Source organism: Christiangramia sp. OXR-203 (genome assembly GCF_034372165.1).
Taxonomy (GTDB): Bacteria; Bacteroidota; Bacteroidia; order Flavobacteriales; family Flavobacteriaceae; genus Christiangramia.
On record NZ_CP139698.1, the window covers coordinates 3,300,050 to 3,316,516 of the forward strand.

Genomic DNA, 16,467 nt, shown 5'->3' on the forward strand with positions numbered 1-16,467 from the left:
AACTCCCTGATTTTTTATATTTTGCAGACCTAAACGTAAAAGAACAGGTTTCCAATACCTGAATACCACAGACAGTTTTGAATATGCAAGAACGGCCATTTGGACATAATTTAATCTATAAACCTATAGGATGGTTGTATCTACATTCCCTGCATTCAGAAAAAACAGCAAAATCTCTACTGAGTGAAAAGTTCAATAACAGGTATGACCTTGCAGGTAGTCGTATAGTGCTTAACCTGGTTAGCTTTATAATTCTTGCTGTATTTGTGATTTTTGTAGTAAGCCTCCTTCTTAAATCTGTCCAGTATTTCGTGGCTTGACCTAAAATAAAAAAGGGCGGCCAAATGCCACCCTTTTCATGTTATGTTAATTTAATTTAAACCTTAAGATCGTAGCGATCAAGATTCATCACCTTGTCCCAGGCTTTTACGAAATCTTTTACGAATTTCGCTTCAACATCATCAGTAGCATACACCTCAGCCAGTGCTCTCAATTCAGAATTTGATCCAAATATAAGATCTACCCTGCTTCCGGTATATTTCACTTCTCCGGTTCTTCTATCTCTTCCTTCAAAAAATTGATCATCTTCTGAAGTTGCCTTCCAGGTCACTCCGAAGTCAAGAATATTCTTGAAGAAATCGTTGGTCAACTGTCCTGGTCTGTCTGTGAAAACTCCATGCTTAGAACCGTCATAATTAGCACCAAGAGATCTCATTCCTCCTACCAGAACCGTCATTTCAGGAGCAGTTAGAGTTAGCAATTGTGCTCTATCGATCAATAATGCTTCAGCTGAAGCTGAGATATTATCCCTGTTTCCGAAGTAGTTTCTAAAACCATCTGCATTAGGCTCCAGTGGTTCAAACGCTTCCACATCGGTCTTTTCCTGGGTAGCATCTGCACGTCCCGGAGTAAAAGGCACTTTTACATCATGCCCAGCCTCTTTAGCTGCTTTTTCAACTGCTGCACAACCGGCCAGGACTATAAGATCTGCAATAGAAACTTTTTTAGAATCCTGTGAATCGTTGAAATCTGACTGAATTCCTTCCAACGTCTGGATCACTTTTCCTAATTGTGGCGGGTTGTTCACTTCCCATCCCTTCTGAGGTGCTAAGCGTACACGTGCACCATTGGCACCACCACGTTTATCGGAACCTCTAAAAGTTGAAGCCGAAGCCCATGCAGCTGAAACCAGCGCCGCAGTAGAAAGTCCGCTATCGAGAATTTTAGATTTTAAGTTTTCAATATCCTGATCGTTAATGATTTCATGCTCTACTTTTGGAATTGGATCCTGCCATAGCAGTTCCTCCTGTGGAACTTCCGGCCCTAAATATCTTTCGATAGGTCCCATATCACGGTGTGTTAGTTTAAACCAGGCACGGGAATAGGCATCTGCAAACTCTTCAGGGTTTTCAAGGAAATGTCTGGAGATCTTTTCATATTCTGGATCCATCTTTAAAGAAAGATCTGTCGTTAACATAAACGGTGCATGTTTTTTATCTGGATCATGCGCATCTGGAACAGTTCCCGCTCCGGCATTATCCTTTGGCTGCCATTGGTATGCTCCGCCTGGGCCTTTAATACATTCCCAGTCGTACTTAAATAGATTTTCGAAATAAGTATTACTCCATTTTGTTGGAGTGTCTGTCCAAGCGCCTTCAATTCCACTAGTGATCGTATCAGCTCCCTTTCCGGTTCCATAGGTATTCTGCCATCCCATACTCTGCATTTCAATCCCTGCAGCAGCTGGTTCAGCTTCCACATATTTCTCAGGATCTGCAGCACCGTGAGTCTTCCCAAATGTATGACCCCCCGCGATCAAAGCAACGGTTTCATAATCGTTCATCGCCATTCTTCCGAAGGTGTCTCGAATATAAGTAGCTGATTCTACCGGATCTGGATTCCCATTATGTCCTTCAGGATTCACATAGATCAATCCCATATGTGCTGCTCCTAGCGGACTCTCAAGTTCACCTTTAGCATATCTTTCCTCATTATCAAGCCACTCGCTTTCAGATCCCCAGTAAACGTCGTTCTCTGGTTCCCATACATCTTCACGACCACCGGCAAAACCAAACATTGGCAAGCCCATAGATTCATGAGCACAGTTTCCTGCAAGTACCAGTAGATCTGCCCAGGACAATTTTCTACCATATTTCTTTTTGATAGGCCATAAGAGTAATCTCGCCTTATCTAGATTCGCGTTATCCGGCCAGCTATTTAGCGGAGCAAATCTCTGTTGTGCAGAACCAGCTCCTCCACGACCATCTCCAATCCTGTAAGTACCGGCACTATGCCAGGCCATACGTATAAAGAAAGGTCCATAATGGCCATAATCTGCAGGCCACCAGTCCTGTGAGTCGGTCATAAGATCATAAAGATCCTGCTTTACTGCAGCCAGATCAAGGCTCTTAAATTCTTCAGCATAATTAAAGTCATCGTCCATAGGATCGGTTAATGAAGAATGCTGTTTTAATATATTAAGGTTTAGCTGATTTGGCCACCAGTCTCTGTTAGAGGTCCCGTTACCAGCAGAGTTCTTAATAGCTCCGCCCATAAATGGACATTTACTGGATTCATTGACTTCCCAAACCTTGTGATTATCGTCGCTTCCAGAATGATTTTTTCCCATTTTGTTAAAATATTAGATTAATAAATTGGATTAGAGTTCGAATTTACGAAAAGGTATTCGATAATTTTTATCTATAGTTTTTATATAATGATAGTTATATTAAATAGCTCGCTACCGAATTGCTGTAATTTATACAATTAAAGTTTTCAAACCTAACCGTGAAAAGTTTAATTTTTAATATTAATTTTAAGCCTTAATTTAATAAAAAACTGAATATTTAGAGGCCCTACACTGCACTGTATCTTATATCTAAATAATGATGAAGTTGCTCAAATCTATAGACTGGCTCCTGATCCTGTTTTTAATTGTACTTGCTATTATTGCGAGTGTTATTATTTCTGAATGGAATTCTATCGTAGATTTTGGTCATGACATCATTTAAATTTGATAGATTGCTTTTTCTGAAATTCGATTTTGAATTATAAAAATCTTGCTGAACCTATATGACACACAGGTCTGAAAACCCCAATCCTGAAACAGATCATAACCACGATGAATTTGAAGACAATGAAATAACAGAACTCATTCCTGCACTATATTCGAAAAGAGTTATTTTCATGTTCTGCCTGCTCTTCTCCACGATCTTTGGGGCAGTTATTCTTATGAGCAACCTGAACAGCGTTAAGGAGAATAAAGGAAAATGGCAGGTACTGCTCTTTGCACTTTTATATACTGCTGGTCATGCCTATACCGTATTTAATTTCTCCACTACTTATATTGGCTTAATGCTGAATTTAGGTGGCGCTTTAATTCTCACAGAATACTTCTGGAACAGGTATATAGGAATGGAAAAAGAATTCATCCGGAAAAGCTGGACAAAACCAGCGTTAGTATCAGCTTTAATTACAGTACCGCTTATTGTAGCAGCTGTACTTACTACTCAGTAAATTTTTGATCATGAATACTGAAATAAAACTTCTACCTAGTTATTTCAAAATTACTGGTTGGATCCTTTTAGTCATAAGTATTATCGTTCTAATATTATTTCTAGTACTGGGCATAGATGAAACAGAGTACAACTGGATCCTTACAACGAATAAGCTCATTTGTCTTCTAGCTTTAACTTTCGTTAGCTTCAGCCGGATGAGGAACGAAACTCCTGAAATTGTTCGCAAACGTAAAACTTACTTAGTACGTGCATTGATATTTGGATCTGGCATTACAATCATTGAGCTTGCATTAGACTTGATTTTTGAAAGTAAGGATTCTATGAGAGATTCCGTAGAAATGATGTACTTGATCTTCGGATACTACCTTTTTACATTCTATGGAGATTCTAAAGTGAAAATGTTAAACAAAACCGATAAGTCTGCTAAATGACCTCACTGCCCTTTCAATTTTTGATATATTTAAATAAAAAGAATAATTATGGCTTCAGAAGGAAAGATCGAAATTGAGAGTAAAATAAATGCAGAACTAGACCGGGTTTGGGAATACTGGACTAAACCAGAGCATATTACCAAATGGAATAAAGCCAGTAAAGATTGGTTATGTCCCAACGCCGAAAATGATCTTAAGGAGGGCGGAAAGTTTAAATATCGAATGGAATCTGAAGATGGAAAAGTCGGTTTTGACTTCGCCGGAACTTATAAAGAGGTCAGAGAAAAAGAGAAACTCACTTATGAACTTGAAGATGGCAGGAATGCTGAAGTAACATTTTCAGAAGAAGATGGGAACGTAATGATCAAAGAAATCCTGGATACAGAAGATGATAATCCGGTGGATCAGCAAGAGCAAGGCTGGAAATCTATTCTTCAAAGTTTTAAAGCTTATACTGAAGAGCAATCATAACGAAAAAAGGCCGGAAAAAATTCCGGCCTTTTTTTTGTTATATATGAGAAGAACTATTGATCATCCAGCTGAACAGCATCGGTATCTGCTCCCATATTTTTCAAAGTTTTGTTGATATCTTCTGTCATTTCAGGTGGTCCGCATATATAAAATTGTTTACTAAGATCAGATACGTTGCTTTTCAGAAATTCCTCGTTCAAATAAGCATTTGTATGCTTAGTGTCTTTCTGATCTGTAATTACATAAGTAGCATTTTCACCAAGCATGCTATCCAGCTCCTCTTTCAGAATAATGTCCTTATCGGTCTTATTACTGAAGAATAAATTCATACCATCCAGTTTATTTTTCTTCTTAAGATCCCGAAGCATCGAAATATATGGTGTGATCCCGGCTCCTCCGGCAATAATATACCCAGGACCTTTATACTCTATTGCTCCCCAGGTATCTCTTACAATTAATTCGTCACCTTCCTTGAGTTTAGATAATTGCTCCGTTACTCCATCATGATCTGGATAGATCTTGATAGTAAACTCGAGATGAACGTCTTCGTTTAAACTGGTGAAAGTAAAAGGTCTTTTTTCATCTTTCCACTCTTCCTGGTTGATCGAAATTTCTGTGGCATGTCCCGGTGTAAACTCATAGCCTTCAGGTTTCTCAACAATGAATTGCTTCACATCGTGCGTTACCTGCCCAATCGATTTGATCTTCACTACCTTTTCCATAATTTTTTTTATTTTCAAGATAAAGGAAATGAGTGCTTGAGTCAAATACGTTTGCTACTGTATGCAGTAATTTAACCATACTTAACGACTGTGCTTCTGCATTTAAGGAAGTTTAGGAATTAATTTCCTGCATCACTTCTGAAAAAATGCGGTACGACCTAAGTCTATCTTCCTGATGGTAGATATGAGAAGCAACAATGACCTCATCAACCCCGGTATCCTTCAGAAATTCTTCAGTTTTGTTTTTGATGTGCTGTTTGTCTCCTACGAACGAATATTTCAGCATTCGCTGTAAAGCGGGATTATCGCGAACTTCACGTAATTCAGCATCCATTTCGACGGGCTTTTGCAAATAGTCCAGATTCCCAGTAAGGACACCCACCATCATTCTAAGTGAGCTGGTGGAAAGTTTTTCGGCTTCTTCGTTGGTCTCTGCGGCGGTCACATTGATCCCTGCAATAGTATAAGGTTTTTCAAGATATGCTGAAGGCTGGAATTCTCTGTAATAAATTTCCATAGCTTCAAATAACTGTCCAGGTGCAAAATGACTGGCAAAAACATAGGGAAGCCCCTTTTCTGCAGCCACATGAGCACTATCAGTGCTCGAACCTAAAACGTACATAGGCACGTTAACCCCTTCAGCAACAGTAGCTCTTACTTTTGTAGATTTTAAGCTATTCTTAAAGTATCGCTGAATTTCATCGATCTCATGCGGGAATTTAAAAACAGAATTCATGCGATCACTTCGAATCGCGTGCGCAGTTACCTGGTCTGTTCCCGGAGCCCGGCCAAGTCCCATATCGATCCTGTCTGGATATAGAGACCCTAAAGTTCCAAACTGTTCAGCAACAATTAACGGAGAGTGATTTGGTAGCATAATACCGCCACTTCCAATACGAATACTATCTGTTTTAGCCGCGACATGACTCATCAGAACAGTCGTCGCAGAGCTCGCGATACTCACCATATTATGGTGCTCTGCGAGCCAGAGTCTTTTATACCCTAGTTTTTCTCCCTGCTGAGCAAGGTCTACGGTATTTTTGAAAACCTGAGAATGTGAAATATCCTGACCTACAACTGCAAGATCCAGAATAGAGTAATTTATATGTTTGGTCATAAATTTAAAATTTGAAACCTGTATCTCTACAGGCCGGGATTTCGTCTCAACTCTATCCAAAACCTTACAGTGTTCAAACCCAAAGGAGGTTCAATGCCAATTTTCTGAAGTGAAAAATGCTGCTCTTAGAATACTGATAGCAGGAAGTGAGCTGAATTCTGCAATTTAATGTCGAATGATTGCAAAGAAAAACCCTCACAGATTTCTGTAAGGGTTTTCAAGTACTCGAGGCGGGAATCGAACCCGCACTCCCGAAAGAACTGGATTTTGAATCCAGCGCGTCTACCAATTCCGCCACTCGAGCTTGTGGACGGCAAAAATATAAAAAAAATGTAACCGCAACTTATAATTTGCAGAAAATATAGGGAAAGACACTTCCGTACTCAACCTAAAACTCAATCAGTTTTATCGACCTCTTAACTAACTAAATACTAGTGTTTTGTAAAATGTAGAAAAATTTTATCACCGATGTAAAAGCAATTGAATTTTGACATACATTCGCCCGATTTTAAATTATATCACATAAAATGAAAAAACAATTTTTTGGTGCTTTAGCACTTGCTCTTATGGTTGCAACCATCTCTTGTACAGACAAGAAAGAAGATTCTACTGAAACTCCTATCTCTCCGGTAGCAACTCCGGTAGATGCTGAAGCTTCTCTAGATCAGGATTCTGAGACTACATCTGAAATGATGAGCTCTGAAACTGCGATGGATACTACTGTAACTCCTGAAGCAACTTCTGAAGTTCCACAAATCTAAGAATATTACTTCCTAAGATTAGAGCCCTGTTTACAGGGCTTTTTTATTTTTCAACACTTCCTGAATTTCAGATTAAAATCAGACTTTTCTATTTTCTGAGATGATTAAGAGCTTTCATCATATTCAACCCTGAACATTGTATTGCTATAAACTCTTTCAGAAGTTATATTAAGAAGCTAGCATAAGCCGACTAAGACTTAAGGATGATATTTCCAGTCCTAGGATCATCCCAGAAAGGCTTAGGTTCATCTTTGCAATTTTATGAATAAGTCGTACTTTCGAGGCCCTATAACTTCGTTTTATGTCACAATTTTGGGTTTATTTCGAGCTTGGTTTAGATCACGTTTTAGATTGGCAGGCTTATGACCATGTTCTTTTTATAGTTGTCCTGGTAGCTTCTTATGGTTTCACGACCTGGAAAAGAGTGCTTGGCCTGGTAACTTTATTTACAGTGGGTCATACCCTCGCGTTGTTTCTTTCGGTTTACAAAATCCTTAAAGTAGATCCCAATTATGTAGAATTTTTAATTCCGGTTACGATACTCGCTACGGCAATTTTCGATATTGCCACTGCCGGTAAAAAAGTTCGGAATACAAATTATAACCTCCTCTATTTTACAACTGCCTTTTTCGGACTCGTTCACGGACTTGGTTTTTCTTCCTATTTTAAAATGATCGCTTCCGGGACCAGCAATAAGTTCTGGCCTCTGGTGGAGTTCGCTCTCGGGATCGAAGCTGCACAAATACTCGTAGTGTTAGCGGTGATGATCATAGGATTTGTTTGTCAGAATCTATTAAAGGTCTCCAAAAGGGACTGGATCATTGTGACTGCTTCTATCGTAATTGGAGTCATTCTACCAATTCTGCAGGAAACCTATCTGGCATTGTAGATTTAAACACTACGAATCATAAAGTTTCGCAATAATCTTTTAATTTGCAGGTAATTAATAATGCATTGCAAAGAGCTATTGAATTCTTATGAATCAGCAAAAACAACTCAAATTTGATCGGGCATATCTTCGTATCGCCCGGGAATGGAGCAAATTATCACATTGTAATAGAAAACAGGTTGGCGCGTTAATAGTTAAGGACAGAATGATCATTTCTGATGGCTACAACGGTACCCCAAGTGGATTTGAGAACTTCTGTGAAGATGATGAAGGCTACACGAAGTGGTATGTCCTGCACGCTGAAGCAAACGCGATCCTTAAGGTAGCTGGTTCTACGCAGAGTTGTAAAGATGCTACTTTATACATTACAATGTCACCTTGCAAGGACTGTAGTAAGCTTATTCATCAATCGGGGATTAAACGCCTGGTTTATCAGATTGATTATAAGGACAATGCCGGGCTGGACTTTCTTCGGAAAGCTGGCGTTGAGCTGGAGCAGATCACTGAACTGGAAGAAAATTGAAAAAAAGAAATAAAATATATACCCCTTTACTTTTAAGTATCGCATGTGCTGCGGGATTGGTCCTGGGTGCGAGACTTAATTTTGATACCGGTGATGAATTATTCTCTGCCAATCCAAAAAAGCAGAAATTAAATCGCCTTATCGACTATATAGATTATGAATATGTTGATGATGTAAATACAGATAGCATCGTAGATATTACTGTTAATAAAATTCTTGAAAACCTGGATCCACATTCGGTTTATATTCCGAAGGATGAGTATGCGAAAGTCAGCGAAAACATGAAAGGCGATTTCGTTGGAATTGGCGTAAGCTTTTACCAGGTGAACGATACTATCGTCGTCATACAGGCTCTTGAAGGTGGACCTAGTGCAAAGATTGGGATTCGCGGCGGAGACAGGATATTATATGCTAACGGGAAAGCTCTTTTCAAAAGCGATGTAACGGAAGACTCCGTCATTGCACAACTTAAGGGAAAGGAAAACTCAAAAGTTTCTTTAAAAGTTCTTCGGAAGGGAAGAGACGAGTTACTTACATTCAATGTAAGAAGAGGTGTTGTCCCCATAAAAAGCGTTGATGCCAGCTATATGCTTACCAAAGAGCTGGGCTATATAAAGATCGATCGTTTTTCTGAAACTACCTATGAAGAATTTAGTGAAGCCATACAGGAACTAAAAGCCAGTGGCGCGTCACAAATCGCTTTGGATCTAAGGGACAACCCTGGAGGATACCTTTCTGAAGCGATCAATATAGCCGACGAATTTATCAAGGACGACAAACTAATTCTGTTCACCAAAAATAAAAGTGGTTCCATTGAAGAAACCTTTGCTCAGAGGGAAGGTGAATTTGAAAACGGGAAAGTTTTTGTTCTGATTAATGAAAATTCCGCTTCCGCCAGTGAAGTGGTAGCCGGAGCTTTACAGGATAATGATGTAGGAACTATCGTTGGGCGTCGCTCCTATGGAAAAGGTTTGGTACAACGCGAAATGGAACTGGGTGACGGTAGCGCGGTAAGACTTACCATAGCGAGATATTATACTCCTACGGGAAGATCTATTCAGAAACCATATGATAATGGCAATGAGTCCTACTTCAATGATTATATGGAAAGATATGAAAATGGGGAATTAAGCAGTCGGGATTCGATTGTCACCAATGACAGTCTTCGTTATATCACTCCCGGTGGAAAAGTCGTATATGGCGGCGGCGGAATCATCCCGGATATTTTTGTTCCAAAGGATACCAATCTGGAAAAGGAAAAGCTCACCTTGCTTCTAAGAGGTGGTTATATGAGCCGATTTATATTTGATCTTCTGGAAAAGGACCGGACATTTTACAACAGTATTACCAGGAAAAATTACCGCGAGAAGATCGAAATTACAGATAAGATGATTTATGATTTTAATCGCTATTTAAAATATCAAAACATTGGTTTAGGAAATGTTAGTGAAGAGCGTAAGCCTATTTTAAAGAAATATTTAAAGGCTGAAATTGCACAGCAACTATTTGGCACTAATGTATTTGAACGGTATTTAAATGAAGATGATCGATTAATCGAGAAAATAATCCAGTTGTCGATGGAAAAATAATATTTTAGGATGCTCATGAATGAATTCCTGGAATACCTTTCAGCGATCTGGCCGCTTACCCCGTTACTGCTATTTATACTTGCAGTAACTTTCCGACTATTAGATAACAGCACTTCTCTATTTCTACAAAAAGATATTCTTGTGAATCATTCCAATGTTTCAAGAGGATTAATGCGTGACGCCATGAAACATAATGAGGATGAACGCTTTAAGAGCAAACTTAAAACCGCACTTATCTTTAGGAATCTGCATCACGGGCTTATGATCCTTGCCGCAATTACACTTCCAATAAGTTTGATCCTGTTCTTTCTACGCTAACTTATCATGGATTTTGCTATGCTCACCGTTATTCCACTCAGTTAGAATATCGGTTGCAACTGCTGCACCACTGCCCGCAGCTATTGAATACTGACTACCCCAGCCTGCTAAAGTTCCAGCTACATAGAGACCCTTAGTTACAAAGTGATCTTCATTCTGTAATTGAATTCGATTTTTCTCTGTTTTTGCTTTTTTATGCGGAATCACATACTCCTCCAAACCTTTAATTCGCATTGGACTCGTGTACAGTAGCAATAACAAGTCTTTCTGAAGTATACACATTCTTGTTTGTAGTTAACTGGAATCCTTCAGATAGAGAAAAAATTTCTTTCGCTTTCTCCTTCGGAATAAGTTCTATATCTGTATAAAGTTCTTCTAAATGCAGAATACTTTTCTCAAGGAGCTCCTTACCATTGGTTCCGGGAGCTATTCCGAAGGCATTATTGAGCAAAGCTGAGTTTAAGTGAGAGTTCCTGTGATGTAACAAAATACCTACTTTTCGATTTAAAGCGTAAGGCTTCTCGAGAGCAGAACCAAGCACAAGTGCACAGGAAATTCCTGCTACTCCAGCCCCAACAATTAGTACATCATAATGGAAATTACCCATGTTTTCTTGAAATCGTTCTGGAAACCAGAAGGATCGACATTAAAATGATCACACAAAGACTTGCAAGAATAACGATAAGCGCATTTGCACTATCACCTTCAAGAAGAGCATTGAGATCAAGTGAACTTACGCTCACTCCAATAAAAACAACAGCTAGGAAAATGATGAAATAAATAAAATACTTCATTAGAATAAATTCTGAATATTTGCGGCGAAAAGCTTCACGGCGATAGCAAGTAAGATCACACCAAAGACTTTTCTAATTACATTAATACCCTGAGATCCAAGAATCTTCTCGATACGTCCGGAAGATTTAAGAACCAGGTATACAAATATAATATTGAATATGATAGCGACAATGATATTTATTGTTTCATATTCTGCCTGCAACGAGACCAAAGTAGTCATCGTACCAGCTCCTGCAACTAATGGGAATGCCAAAGGCACTATAGACGCAGATTCGGGAGCATCATCTTTATAAAGACTAATTCCCAGGATCATTTCCAGGGCCAGGAAAAATAAGATAAAGGAACCGGCGACAGCAAATGAGTTTACATCAATTCCAATTAGATTCAGGATCTCTTTTCCCAGGAAGAGAAAGACCACCATAAGACAACCGGCAACGATCGACGCTTTTTCACTCTGTATATGACCAACCTTTTTTCGCAGATCTATAATAATAGGAATACTTCCTACGATGTCTATTACCGCAAAAAGAATCATTCCAGCGGTGAATATTTGCTTGAAGTCCAATACTTTAAACATAACCTAAACCTTTAAAAATAAGCGGCAAAAGTAATTCAAGATTTCTGATTGACAATCGATGAGATTATTAAATTTCCATAAATTTTGGAGGCCATTTCTTTAGGTCTGTAAAAGGATAGATTTATCTTTGCAGCATGTTTCAATTAGGTAAGACTTTAGTTTCTGAAGAGATCATCAAGAATGATTTTTTGTGCAATCTTTCTGCGTGTAAAGGCGCATGCTGTATAGATGGTGAGGCCGGTGCTCCGGTAGAGCCAGAAGAACGTGAGATCATGGAAAGAATCTACCCTAAAGTGAAACAATATCTTCGTCCTGAAGGTATAGAAGCTATCGAACGCCAGGGTGTTTATATCACCCGCGAAAATGGTGAAATTGAAACTCCGCTAATCAACAATGCAGATTGTGCTTACGTAACTTTTGACGAAAAAGGTACAGCACTCTGCGGAATTGAAGAAGCTTACAACCAGGGCGATATCGACTGGAAAAAACCTGTAAGCTGCCATTTATACCCTGTTAGAATCCAGGAATACACTTCATTTTCTGCAGTGAACTATCATCGCTGGGAAATTTGTGATGATGCCTGTAGTCTTGGGGCAGAACTACAGGTGCCCATTTACAAATTTGTAAAGGAGGCACTGGTTAGAAAGTTTGGTGAAGAATGGTATCAGGAATTAACTGTTATTGCAGATGAGATTCAGAAAAAATAGATCGCCGCATACCACTTTTAGCATTTCTGAAATTTAATTCCGCTGTTAACAAATCTCTATTTTGTTTAATGTTTTACGCCGAATCTTTTTCAGAAATAGATCATTAGAACCTGATTACACCTTAAATCAAGTGAATTTATGGCCAATTCCTATCAGTTTCTACCGGTCAAAAACATTAAACAAAGGCCCTAAAACCCCTAATTTTTGATGGTTTTCTTCTAAAACCCTTAACATGTATTACTGTTCTGTAATTCAATAGCTTAGATGGGTGATTTAACATAAATCTAAGAATAATAGCTATTTTCATTGTTGAAAACTTTGTTGAAAAGGTTCTACCCTGTTTCCTCTTTTATATGTCTGATTTTTAAATCTTTGTTAGAGAACGAAAGAACAAAAATTACCGATATACTTAAAACCTCCCATTTATGTCTCAAATAGAACCAATTTTGCAGGAAAATAAAGATCGATTTGTGATCTTTCCAATCAAACATAATGATATTTGGGACTGGTATAAAAAAATGGAAGCTTGCTTCTGGACTGCGGAAGAAATTGATCTTCACCAAGACCTTACCGACTGGTCAAATAAATTGAACGCAGATGAGCGTTACTTTATAAAACATATCCTCGCCTTCTTTGCTGCTTCAGATGGTATTGTGAATGAAAACCTTGCTGAAAATTTCGTGAACGAAGTACAATATTCGGAAGCCAAGTTTTTCTACGGTTTCCAGATCATGATGGAAAACATTCATTCTGAGACCTATTCCCTTTTGATTGATACCTACGTTAAAGATGAAAAGGAAAAGAATCAGCTATTTAAAGCTATCGAAGTTTTCCCGGCTATCAAGAAAAAAGCAGACTGGGCACTAAACTGGATTGAATCAGATTCTTTTGCTGAAAGACTGATCGCTTTTGCGGCGGTAGAAGGTATCTTCTTTAGCGGAGCCTTCTGCTCTATATTCTGGTTGAAGAAACGCGGACTCATGCCCGGCCTTACGTTCTCCAACGAATTGATCTCCAGAGATGAAGGAATGCATTGTGATTTCGCGGTACATCTGCATAACAATCACCTTATAAATAAAGTTCCGAAGGAAAAAATACGCAAGATCATTATCGATGCTCTTAACATCGAACGAGAATTTGTGACTGAATCACTTCCCGTGAGCCTGATTGGGATGAATGCGAAATTAATGACCCAATATCTTGAATTCGTCACAGACCGACTTCTGGTAGAACTCGAATGTGAAAAAGAATTTAATGTTACAAATCCATTCGATTTTATGGATATGATCAACCTGCAGGGAAAAACGAACTTTTTTGAGAAAAGAGTGAGCGAATACCAGAAAGCAGGAGTGATGAATAAGGATAAAGAATCAGATGAAATCAGCTTTGACGCCGATTTCTAAAGTCCAACTGCGCTGCGCCCCCCAATGCAGCGCTTGTTGAGCTTTTCTAAGAATACCATTTAAGATCTAAAATTATTAATCCGGTTACATAACCGGGCAGGGATGCCTTTGTTCAGACTTAAGCTCCCAAAAAACAATTCCAGCTTATGTATGTTGTAAAAAGAGACGGCCATAAAGAACCTGTAATGTTTGATAAGATCACCGCCAGGGTCAAGAAACTTTGCTATGGTCTAAATGAACTTGTAGATCCTGTTAAAGTTGCTATGCGTGTGATCGAAGGTCTGTACGATAATGTATCTACCAGTGAACTCGATAATCTCGCTGCTGAAATTGCCGCGACGATGACTACTTCTCATCCAGATTATGCGAAACTCGCTGCCAGGATCTCGGTTTCAAATCTTCACAAAAACACGAAAAAGAGTTTTTCTGAAGTGATGACAGATCTTTATGAGTATGTGAATCCGCGTACCAGTGAAAAGGCAGCCCTACTTTCAGAAGAAGTATATGAGGTGATCCTGGAGAATAAAGAAAAACTAGACTCCACTATTATTTACAACCGGGATTTCAATTATGATTATTTCGGCTTTAAAACTTTGGAAAGATCCTATCTTTTAAAACTGGATGGTAAGATCGTGGAAAGACCTCAGCATATGCTTATGCGTGTTTCTATAGGGATTCATCCTGATGATCTTGATAGTGCAATAGAGACCTATGAACTTATGTCTAAAAAGTACTTTACACATGCTACCCCAACACTTTTTAACTCCGGAACACCAAAACCCCAAATGTCTTCCTGTTTTCTACTTAGTATGATAGACGACAGCATTGATGGAATTTACGATACACTGAAGCAGACTGCAAAAATCTCTCAATCGGCTGGAGGTATAGGTCTCTCTATCCATAATGTGAGAGCCACTGGTTCTTATATTTCAGGAACCAATGGTACTTCCAATGGAATTGTGCCGATGCTTAGGGTATTTAATGATACCGCCAGATACGTGGATCAGGGTGGTGGAAAAAGAAAAGGATCTTTTGCGATGTATGTGGAACCATGGCATGCTGATATCTTTGATTTTCTGGATCTTAAAAAGAACCACGGAAAAGAAGAAATGCGTGCTCGTGACCTCTTTTATGCCATGTGGATCCCAGATCTTTTTATGAAAAGGGTGCAGGAAAATGGTAGCTGGACGCTTATGTGTCCCCATGAATGTCCTGGCCTTTTTGATACTTACGGAGATAATTTCGAAGCGCTTTACGAAAAGTATGAAGCTGAAAATAAAGGTCGAAGAACTATTAAAGCCAGAGAGTTGTGGGAAAAGATCATGGAGTCTCAAATAGAAACTGGAACTCCATATATGCTTTACAAAGATGCCGCTAATAGAAAGTCTAATCAAAAAAACTTGGGAACGATTCGCTCTTCCAATCTTTGTACAGAAATTATTGAATATACCAGTAAGGATGAAGTCGCCGTTTGCAACCTTGCATCTATCGCCTTGCCGATGTTCATTAAGAACAATGAATTTGATCACAAGGAACTTTTTAAGATCACGAAAAGAGTGATCAAGAACCTGAATAAGGTGATCGACAGGAATTACTACCCGGTTAAGGAAGCTGAAAATTCCAATATGCGTCATCGCCCGGTTGGTCTGGGAGTTCAGGGACTTGCAGATACTTTTATTAAACTACGATTGCCTTTTACAAGTGACGAGGCAAAAAAACTGAACCAGGAGATCTTTGAAACTCTTTATTTCGCTGCGGTTACGGCATCTATGGAACTTGCAAAAATAGAAGGTCCATACTCTACGTATGAAGGTTCGCCGATTAGCCAGGGAGAATTCCAGTTTAATATGTGGGGAATTAAAGATGAAGAACTAAGCGGTCGCTGGGATTGGGGTAAACTTAGAAAGCAGATTGAAGAAAATGGGGTTCGAAACTCCTTACTATTGGCACCAATGCCAACCGCTTCCACTTCCCAAATATTAGGAAATAACGAAGCTTTTGAACCTTATACCTCCAATATATATACAAGAAGAGTACTTTCCGGAGAGTTTATCGTGGTGAACAAGCATTTACTGGAGGACCTTGTTACCCGGGATTTGTGGACAGAAGATGTGAAAAATGCTATTATGAGAAACAACGGTTCTGTTCAGGATATCGATGTGATCCCGCAGGACCTTAAAGAACTTTATAAAACGGTCTGGGAAATGAGCATGAAAGATATTATAGATATGTCAAGACATCGTGGTTATTTCATTGATCAGTCTCAATCGCTGAATCTATTTATGGAAAACGCGAATTACAGCAAGCTTACCTCCATGCATTTCTACGCCTGGAAAAGCGGACTCAAAACTGGCATGTATTACCTGAGAACGAAATCGGCGGTAGACGCTATTAAGTTTACGCTTGAGAAAGAGAAAAAGCAGGAACCGGTTGCGATTACTTCGGAAGCTCCTATGCGAGCTGCTGAAAAGCTTCAGGAAAATACACAGCCTGTAGTTTCAGAAAAAACAGAAACTGAAGGAGCGCTGTCCCCGGAAGAACTTAAAGCACTCATTGCACAATCCAAAGAAGCTGAAGGTGACGACTGCCTGATGTGCGGATCTTAAGAATTTTGGCTAATTCAAATTTGAATGTTGAAAGGGAGGC

20 protein-coding genes and 1 tRNA gene are annotated in these 16,467 nt (G+C 39.0%); 13 read left to right on the forward strand and 8 right to left on the reverse strand.

Features of this window, described 5'->3' with window-relative positions; translation table 11 throughout:
* Window positions 1-83 precede the first annotated feature (83 nt).
* Window positions 84-320 carry a hypothetical protein gene (locus tag T8I65_RS15300; protein ID WP_322301408.1) on the forward strand — a complete coding sequence of 79 codons (237 nt, stop codon included), beginning with the start codon at window positions 84-86 and terminating at the stop codon, window positions 318-320.
* 56 nt (window positions 321-376) lie between these two features.
* Here the strand turns inward: T8I65_RS15300 and katG are convergent, their stop codons facing one another.
* A complete protein-coding gene (katG, locus tag T8I65_RS15305; protein ID WP_322301409.1) occupies window positions 377-2,629 on the reverse strand; it encodes a catalase/peroxidase HPI in 2,253 nt (750 codons plus the stop codon).
* Window positions 2,630-2,885: 256 nt separating this feature from the next.
* On the opposite strand from katG, the gene T8I65_RS15310 reads away from it, so the two are divergent.
* The 4 genes from T8I65_RS15310 to T8I65_RS15325 all read left to right on the forward strand — a co-directional run bounded on the left by T8I65_RS15310 (window position 2,886) and on the right by T8I65_RS15325 (window position 4,420).
* Complete coding sequence (locus T8I65_RS15310; RefSeq protein WP_322301410.1) at window positions 2,886-3,011, forward strand: hypothetical protein; 126 nt, start codon at window positions 2,886-2,888, stop codon at window positions 3,009-3,011.
* 61 nt (window positions 3,012-3,072) lie between these two features.
* Window positions 3,073-3,516 (forward strand): hypothetical protein, encoded by a 444-nt coding sequence (locus T8I65_RS15315; RefSeq protein WP_322301411.1) that lies wholly within the window; start codon window positions 3,073-3,075, stop codon window positions 3,514-3,516.
* 10 nt (window positions 3,517-3,526) lie between these two features.
* Window positions 3,527-3,949: a hypothetical protein gene (locus T8I65_RS15320; RefSeq protein WP_322301412.1), complete on the forward strand. Its 423-nt coding sequence runs from the start codon at window positions 3,527-3,529 to the stop codon at window positions 3,947-3,949.
* 48 nt (window positions 3,950-3,997) lie between these two features.
* Window positions 3,998-4,420, forward strand: coding sequence for an SRPBCC domain-containing protein (locus T8I65_RS15325; protein WP_322301413.1), 423 nt, complete (start codon window positions 3,998-4,000; stop codon window positions 4,418-4,420).
* A 53-nt stretch (window positions 4,421-4,473) separates the two neighbouring features.
* On the opposite strand, the gene T8I65_RS15330 is transcribed toward T8I65_RS15325, so the two are convergent.
* The 3 genes from T8I65_RS15330 to T8I65_RS15340 form a co-directional block, all read right to left on the reverse strand.
* Window positions 4,474-5,142 carry an FAD-binding oxidoreductase gene (locus T8I65_RS15330; RefSeq protein WP_322301414.1) on the reverse strand — a complete coding sequence of 223 codons (669 nt, stop codon included), beginning with the start codon at window positions 5,140-5,142 and terminating at the stop codon, window positions 4,474-4,476.
* A 112-nt stretch (window positions 5,143-5,254) separates the two neighbouring features.
* Window positions 5,255-6,259: an LLM class flavin-dependent oxidoreductase gene (locus tag T8I65_RS15335; RefSeq protein ID WP_322301415.1), complete on the reverse strand. Its 1,005-nt coding sequence runs from the start codon at window positions 6,257-6,259 to the stop codon at window positions 5,255-5,257.
* Between the two features lie 222 nt (window positions 6,260-6,481).
* Window positions 6,482-6,563 (reverse strand) — tRNA-Leu (locus tag T8I65_RS15340).
* A 223-nt stretch (window positions 6,564-6,786) separates the two neighbouring features.
* Here T8I65_RS15340 and T8I65_RS15345 point away from each other — a divergent pair.
* The 5 genes from T8I65_RS15345 (at window position 6,787) to T8I65_RS15365 (ending at window position 10,339) form a co-directional block, all read left to right on the forward strand.
* Window positions 6,787-7,020, forward strand: a complete 234-nt coding sequence (locus T8I65_RS15345) for a hypothetical protein (RefSeq protein WP_141876211.1) — start codon at window positions 6,787-6,789, stop codon at window positions 7,018-7,020.
* A gap of 301 nt (window positions 7,021-7,321) precedes the next feature.
* Window positions 7,322-7,909 carry a HupE/UreJ family protein gene (locus T8I65_RS15350; RefSeq protein ID WP_295180122.1) on the forward strand — a complete coding sequence of 196 codons (588 nt, stop codon included), beginning with the start codon at window positions 7,322-7,324 and terminating at the stop codon, window positions 7,907-7,909.
* 88 nt (window positions 7,910-7,997) lie between these two features.
* On the forward strand, window positions 7,998-8,432 hold the full coding sequence (locus T8I65_RS15355) for a deoxycytidylate deaminase (RefSeq protein WP_141876213.1): 435 nt from the start codon (window positions 7,998-8,000) through the stop codon (window positions 8,430-8,432).
* Window positions 8,429-10,021, forward strand: coding sequence for a S41 family peptidase (locus tag T8I65_RS15360; protein WP_322301416.1), 1,593 nt, complete (start codon window positions 8,429-8,431; stop codon window positions 10,019-10,021). The genes T8I65_RS15355 and T8I65_RS15360 overlap by 4 nt, the downstream gene beginning before the upstream one ends.
* A gap of 9 nt (window positions 10,022-10,030) precedes the next feature.
* Entirely contained in the window at window positions 10,031-10,339 is a 309-nt protein-coding gene (locus T8I65_RS15365) for a hypothetical protein (RefSeq protein ID WP_322301417.1), read from the forward strand.
* Here T8I65_RS15365 and T8I65_RS15370 read toward each other — a convergent pair.
* Genes T8I65_RS15370 through T8I65_RS15385 form a run of 4 tightly spaced genes read right to left on the reverse strand, consistent with a single transcriptional unit; the run spans window position 10,331 to window position 11,711 of the window.
* The gene (locus T8I65_RS15370; protein ID WP_322301418.1) at window positions 10,331-10,573 is read right to left on the reverse strand and encodes a hypothetical protein; all 243 of its coding nucleotides are present in this window, start codon (window positions 10,571-10,573) and stop codon (window positions 10,331-10,333) included. The genes T8I65_RS15365 and T8I65_RS15370 overlap by 9 nt on opposite strands.
* Window positions 10,563-10,946, reverse strand: a complete 384-nt coding sequence (locus T8I65_RS15375; protein ID WP_322301419.1) for an FAD-dependent oxidoreductase — start codon at window positions 10,944-10,946, stop codon at window positions 10,563-10,565. The genes T8I65_RS15370 and T8I65_RS15375 overlap by 11 nt, the downstream gene beginning before the upstream one ends.
* Entirely contained in the window at window positions 10,939-11,133 is a 195-nt protein-coding gene (locus T8I65_RS15380; RefSeq protein WP_141876217.1) for a hypothetical protein, read from the reverse strand. Before T8I65_RS15380 ends, T8I65_RS15375 begins: the two co-directional genes overlap by 8 nt.
* A complete protein-coding gene (locus T8I65_RS15385) occupies window positions 11,133-11,711 on the reverse strand; it encodes a MarC family protein (RefSeq protein ID WP_141876218.1) in 579 nt (192 codons plus the stop codon). Before T8I65_RS15385 ends, T8I65_RS15380 begins: the two co-directional genes overlap by 1 nt.
* Before the next feature lie 134 nt (window positions 11,712-11,845).
* On the opposite strand from T8I65_RS15385, the gene T8I65_RS15390 reads away from it, so the two are divergent.
* From T8I65_RS15390 to T8I65_RS15400, 3 genes are all read left to right on the forward strand, one after another.
* Entirely contained in the window at window positions 11,846-12,418 is a 573-nt protein-coding gene (locus T8I65_RS15390; RefSeq protein WP_322301420.1) for a DUF3109 family protein, read from the forward strand.
* A gap of 425 nt (window positions 12,419-12,843) precedes the next feature.
* A complete protein-coding gene (locus T8I65_RS15395; RefSeq protein WP_322301421.1) occupies window positions 12,844-13,821 on the forward strand; it encodes a ribonucleotide-diphosphate reductase subunit beta in 978 nt (325 codons plus the stop codon).
* Between the two features lie 146 nt (window positions 13,822-13,967).
* The gene (locus T8I65_RS15400; protein ID WP_322301422.1) at window positions 13,968-16,427 is read left to right on the forward strand and encodes a ribonucleoside-diphosphate reductase subunit alpha; all 2,460 of its coding nucleotides are present in this window, start codon (window positions 13,968-13,970) and stop codon (window positions 16,425-16,427) included.
* Window positions 16,428-16,467: the final 40 nt, after the last annotated feature.

Excerpts from the sequence above, each read along its gene's own strand:
- T8I65_RS15375 (WP_322301419.1), bottom strand. The coding sequence starts at position 10,946 with ATGGGTAATTTCCATTATGATGTACTAATTGTTGGGGCTGGAGTAGCA.
- T8I65_RS15395 (WP_322301421.1), top strand. The coding sequence starts at position 12,844 with ATGTCTCAAATAGAACCAATTTTGCAGGAAAATAAAGATCGATTTGTG.
- T8I65_RS15355 (WP_141876213.1), top strand. The coding sequence starts at position 7,998 with ATGAATCAGCAAAAACAACTCAAATTTGATCGGGCATATCTTCGTATC.
- T8I65_RS15385 (WP_141876218.1), bottom strand. The coding sequence starts at position 11,711 with ATGTTTAAAGTATTGGACTTCAAGCAAATATTCACCGCTGGAATGATT.
- T8I65_RS15380 (WP_141876217.1), bottom strand. The coding sequence starts at position 11,133 with ATGAAGTATTTTATTTATTTCATCATTTTCCTAGCTGTTGTTTTTATT.
- T8I65_RS15370 (WP_322301418.1), bottom strand. The coding sequence starts at position 10,573 with ATGCGAATTAAAGGTTTGGAGGAGTATGTGATTCCGCATAAAAAAGCA.
- T8I65_RS15390 (WP_322301420.1), top strand. The coding sequence starts at position 11,846 with ATGTTTCAATTAGGTAAGACTTTAGTTTCTGAAGAGATCATCAAGAAT.
- T8I65_RS15335 (WP_322301415.1), bottom strand. The coding sequence starts at position 6,259 with ATGACCAAACATATAAATTACTCTATTCTGGATCTTGCAGTTGTAGGT.
- katG (WP_322301409.1), bottom strand. The coding sequence starts at position 2,629 with ATGGGAAAAAATCATTCTGGAAGCGACGATAATCACAAGGTTTGGGAA.
- T8I65_RS15400 (WP_322301422.1), top strand. The coding sequence starts at position 13,968 with ATGTATGTTGTAAAAAGAGACGGCCATAAAGAACCTGTAATGTTTGAT.
- T8I65_RS15320 (WP_322301412.1), top strand. The coding sequence starts at position 3,527 with ATGAATACTGAAATAAAACTTCTACCTAGTTATTTCAAAATTACTGGT.
- T8I65_RS15350 (WP_295180122.1), top strand. The coding sequence starts at position 7,322 with ATGTCACAATTTTGGGTTTATTTCGAGCTTGGTTTAGATCACGTTTTA.
- T8I65_RS15365 (WP_322301417.1), top strand. The coding sequence starts at position 10,031 with ATGCTCATGAATGAATTCCTGGAATACCTTTCAGCGATCTGGCCGCTT.
- T8I65_RS15300 (WP_322301408.1), top strand. The coding sequence starts at position 84 with ATGCAAGAACGGCCATTTGGACATAATTTAATCTATAAACCTATAGGA.
- T8I65_RS15310 (WP_322301410.1), top strand. The coding sequence starts at position 2,886 with ATGATGAAGTTGCTCAAATCTATAGACTGGCTCCTGATCCTGTTTTTA.
- T8I65_RS15345 (WP_141876211.1), top strand. The coding sequence starts at position 6,787 with ATGAAAAAACAATTTTTTGGTGCTTTAGCACTTGCTCTTATGGTTGCA.
- T8I65_RS15330 (WP_322301414.1), bottom strand. The coding sequence starts at position 5,142 with ATGGAAAAGGTAGTGAAGATCAAATCGATTGGGCAGGTAACGCACGAT.
- T8I65_RS15315 (WP_322301411.1), top strand. The coding sequence starts at position 3,073 with ATGACACACAGGTCTGAAAACCCCAATCCTGAAACAGATCATAACCAC.
- T8I65_RS15325 (WP_322301413.1), top strand. The coding sequence starts at position 3,998 with ATGGCTTCAGAAGGAAAGATCGAAATTGAGAGTAAAATAAATGCAGAA.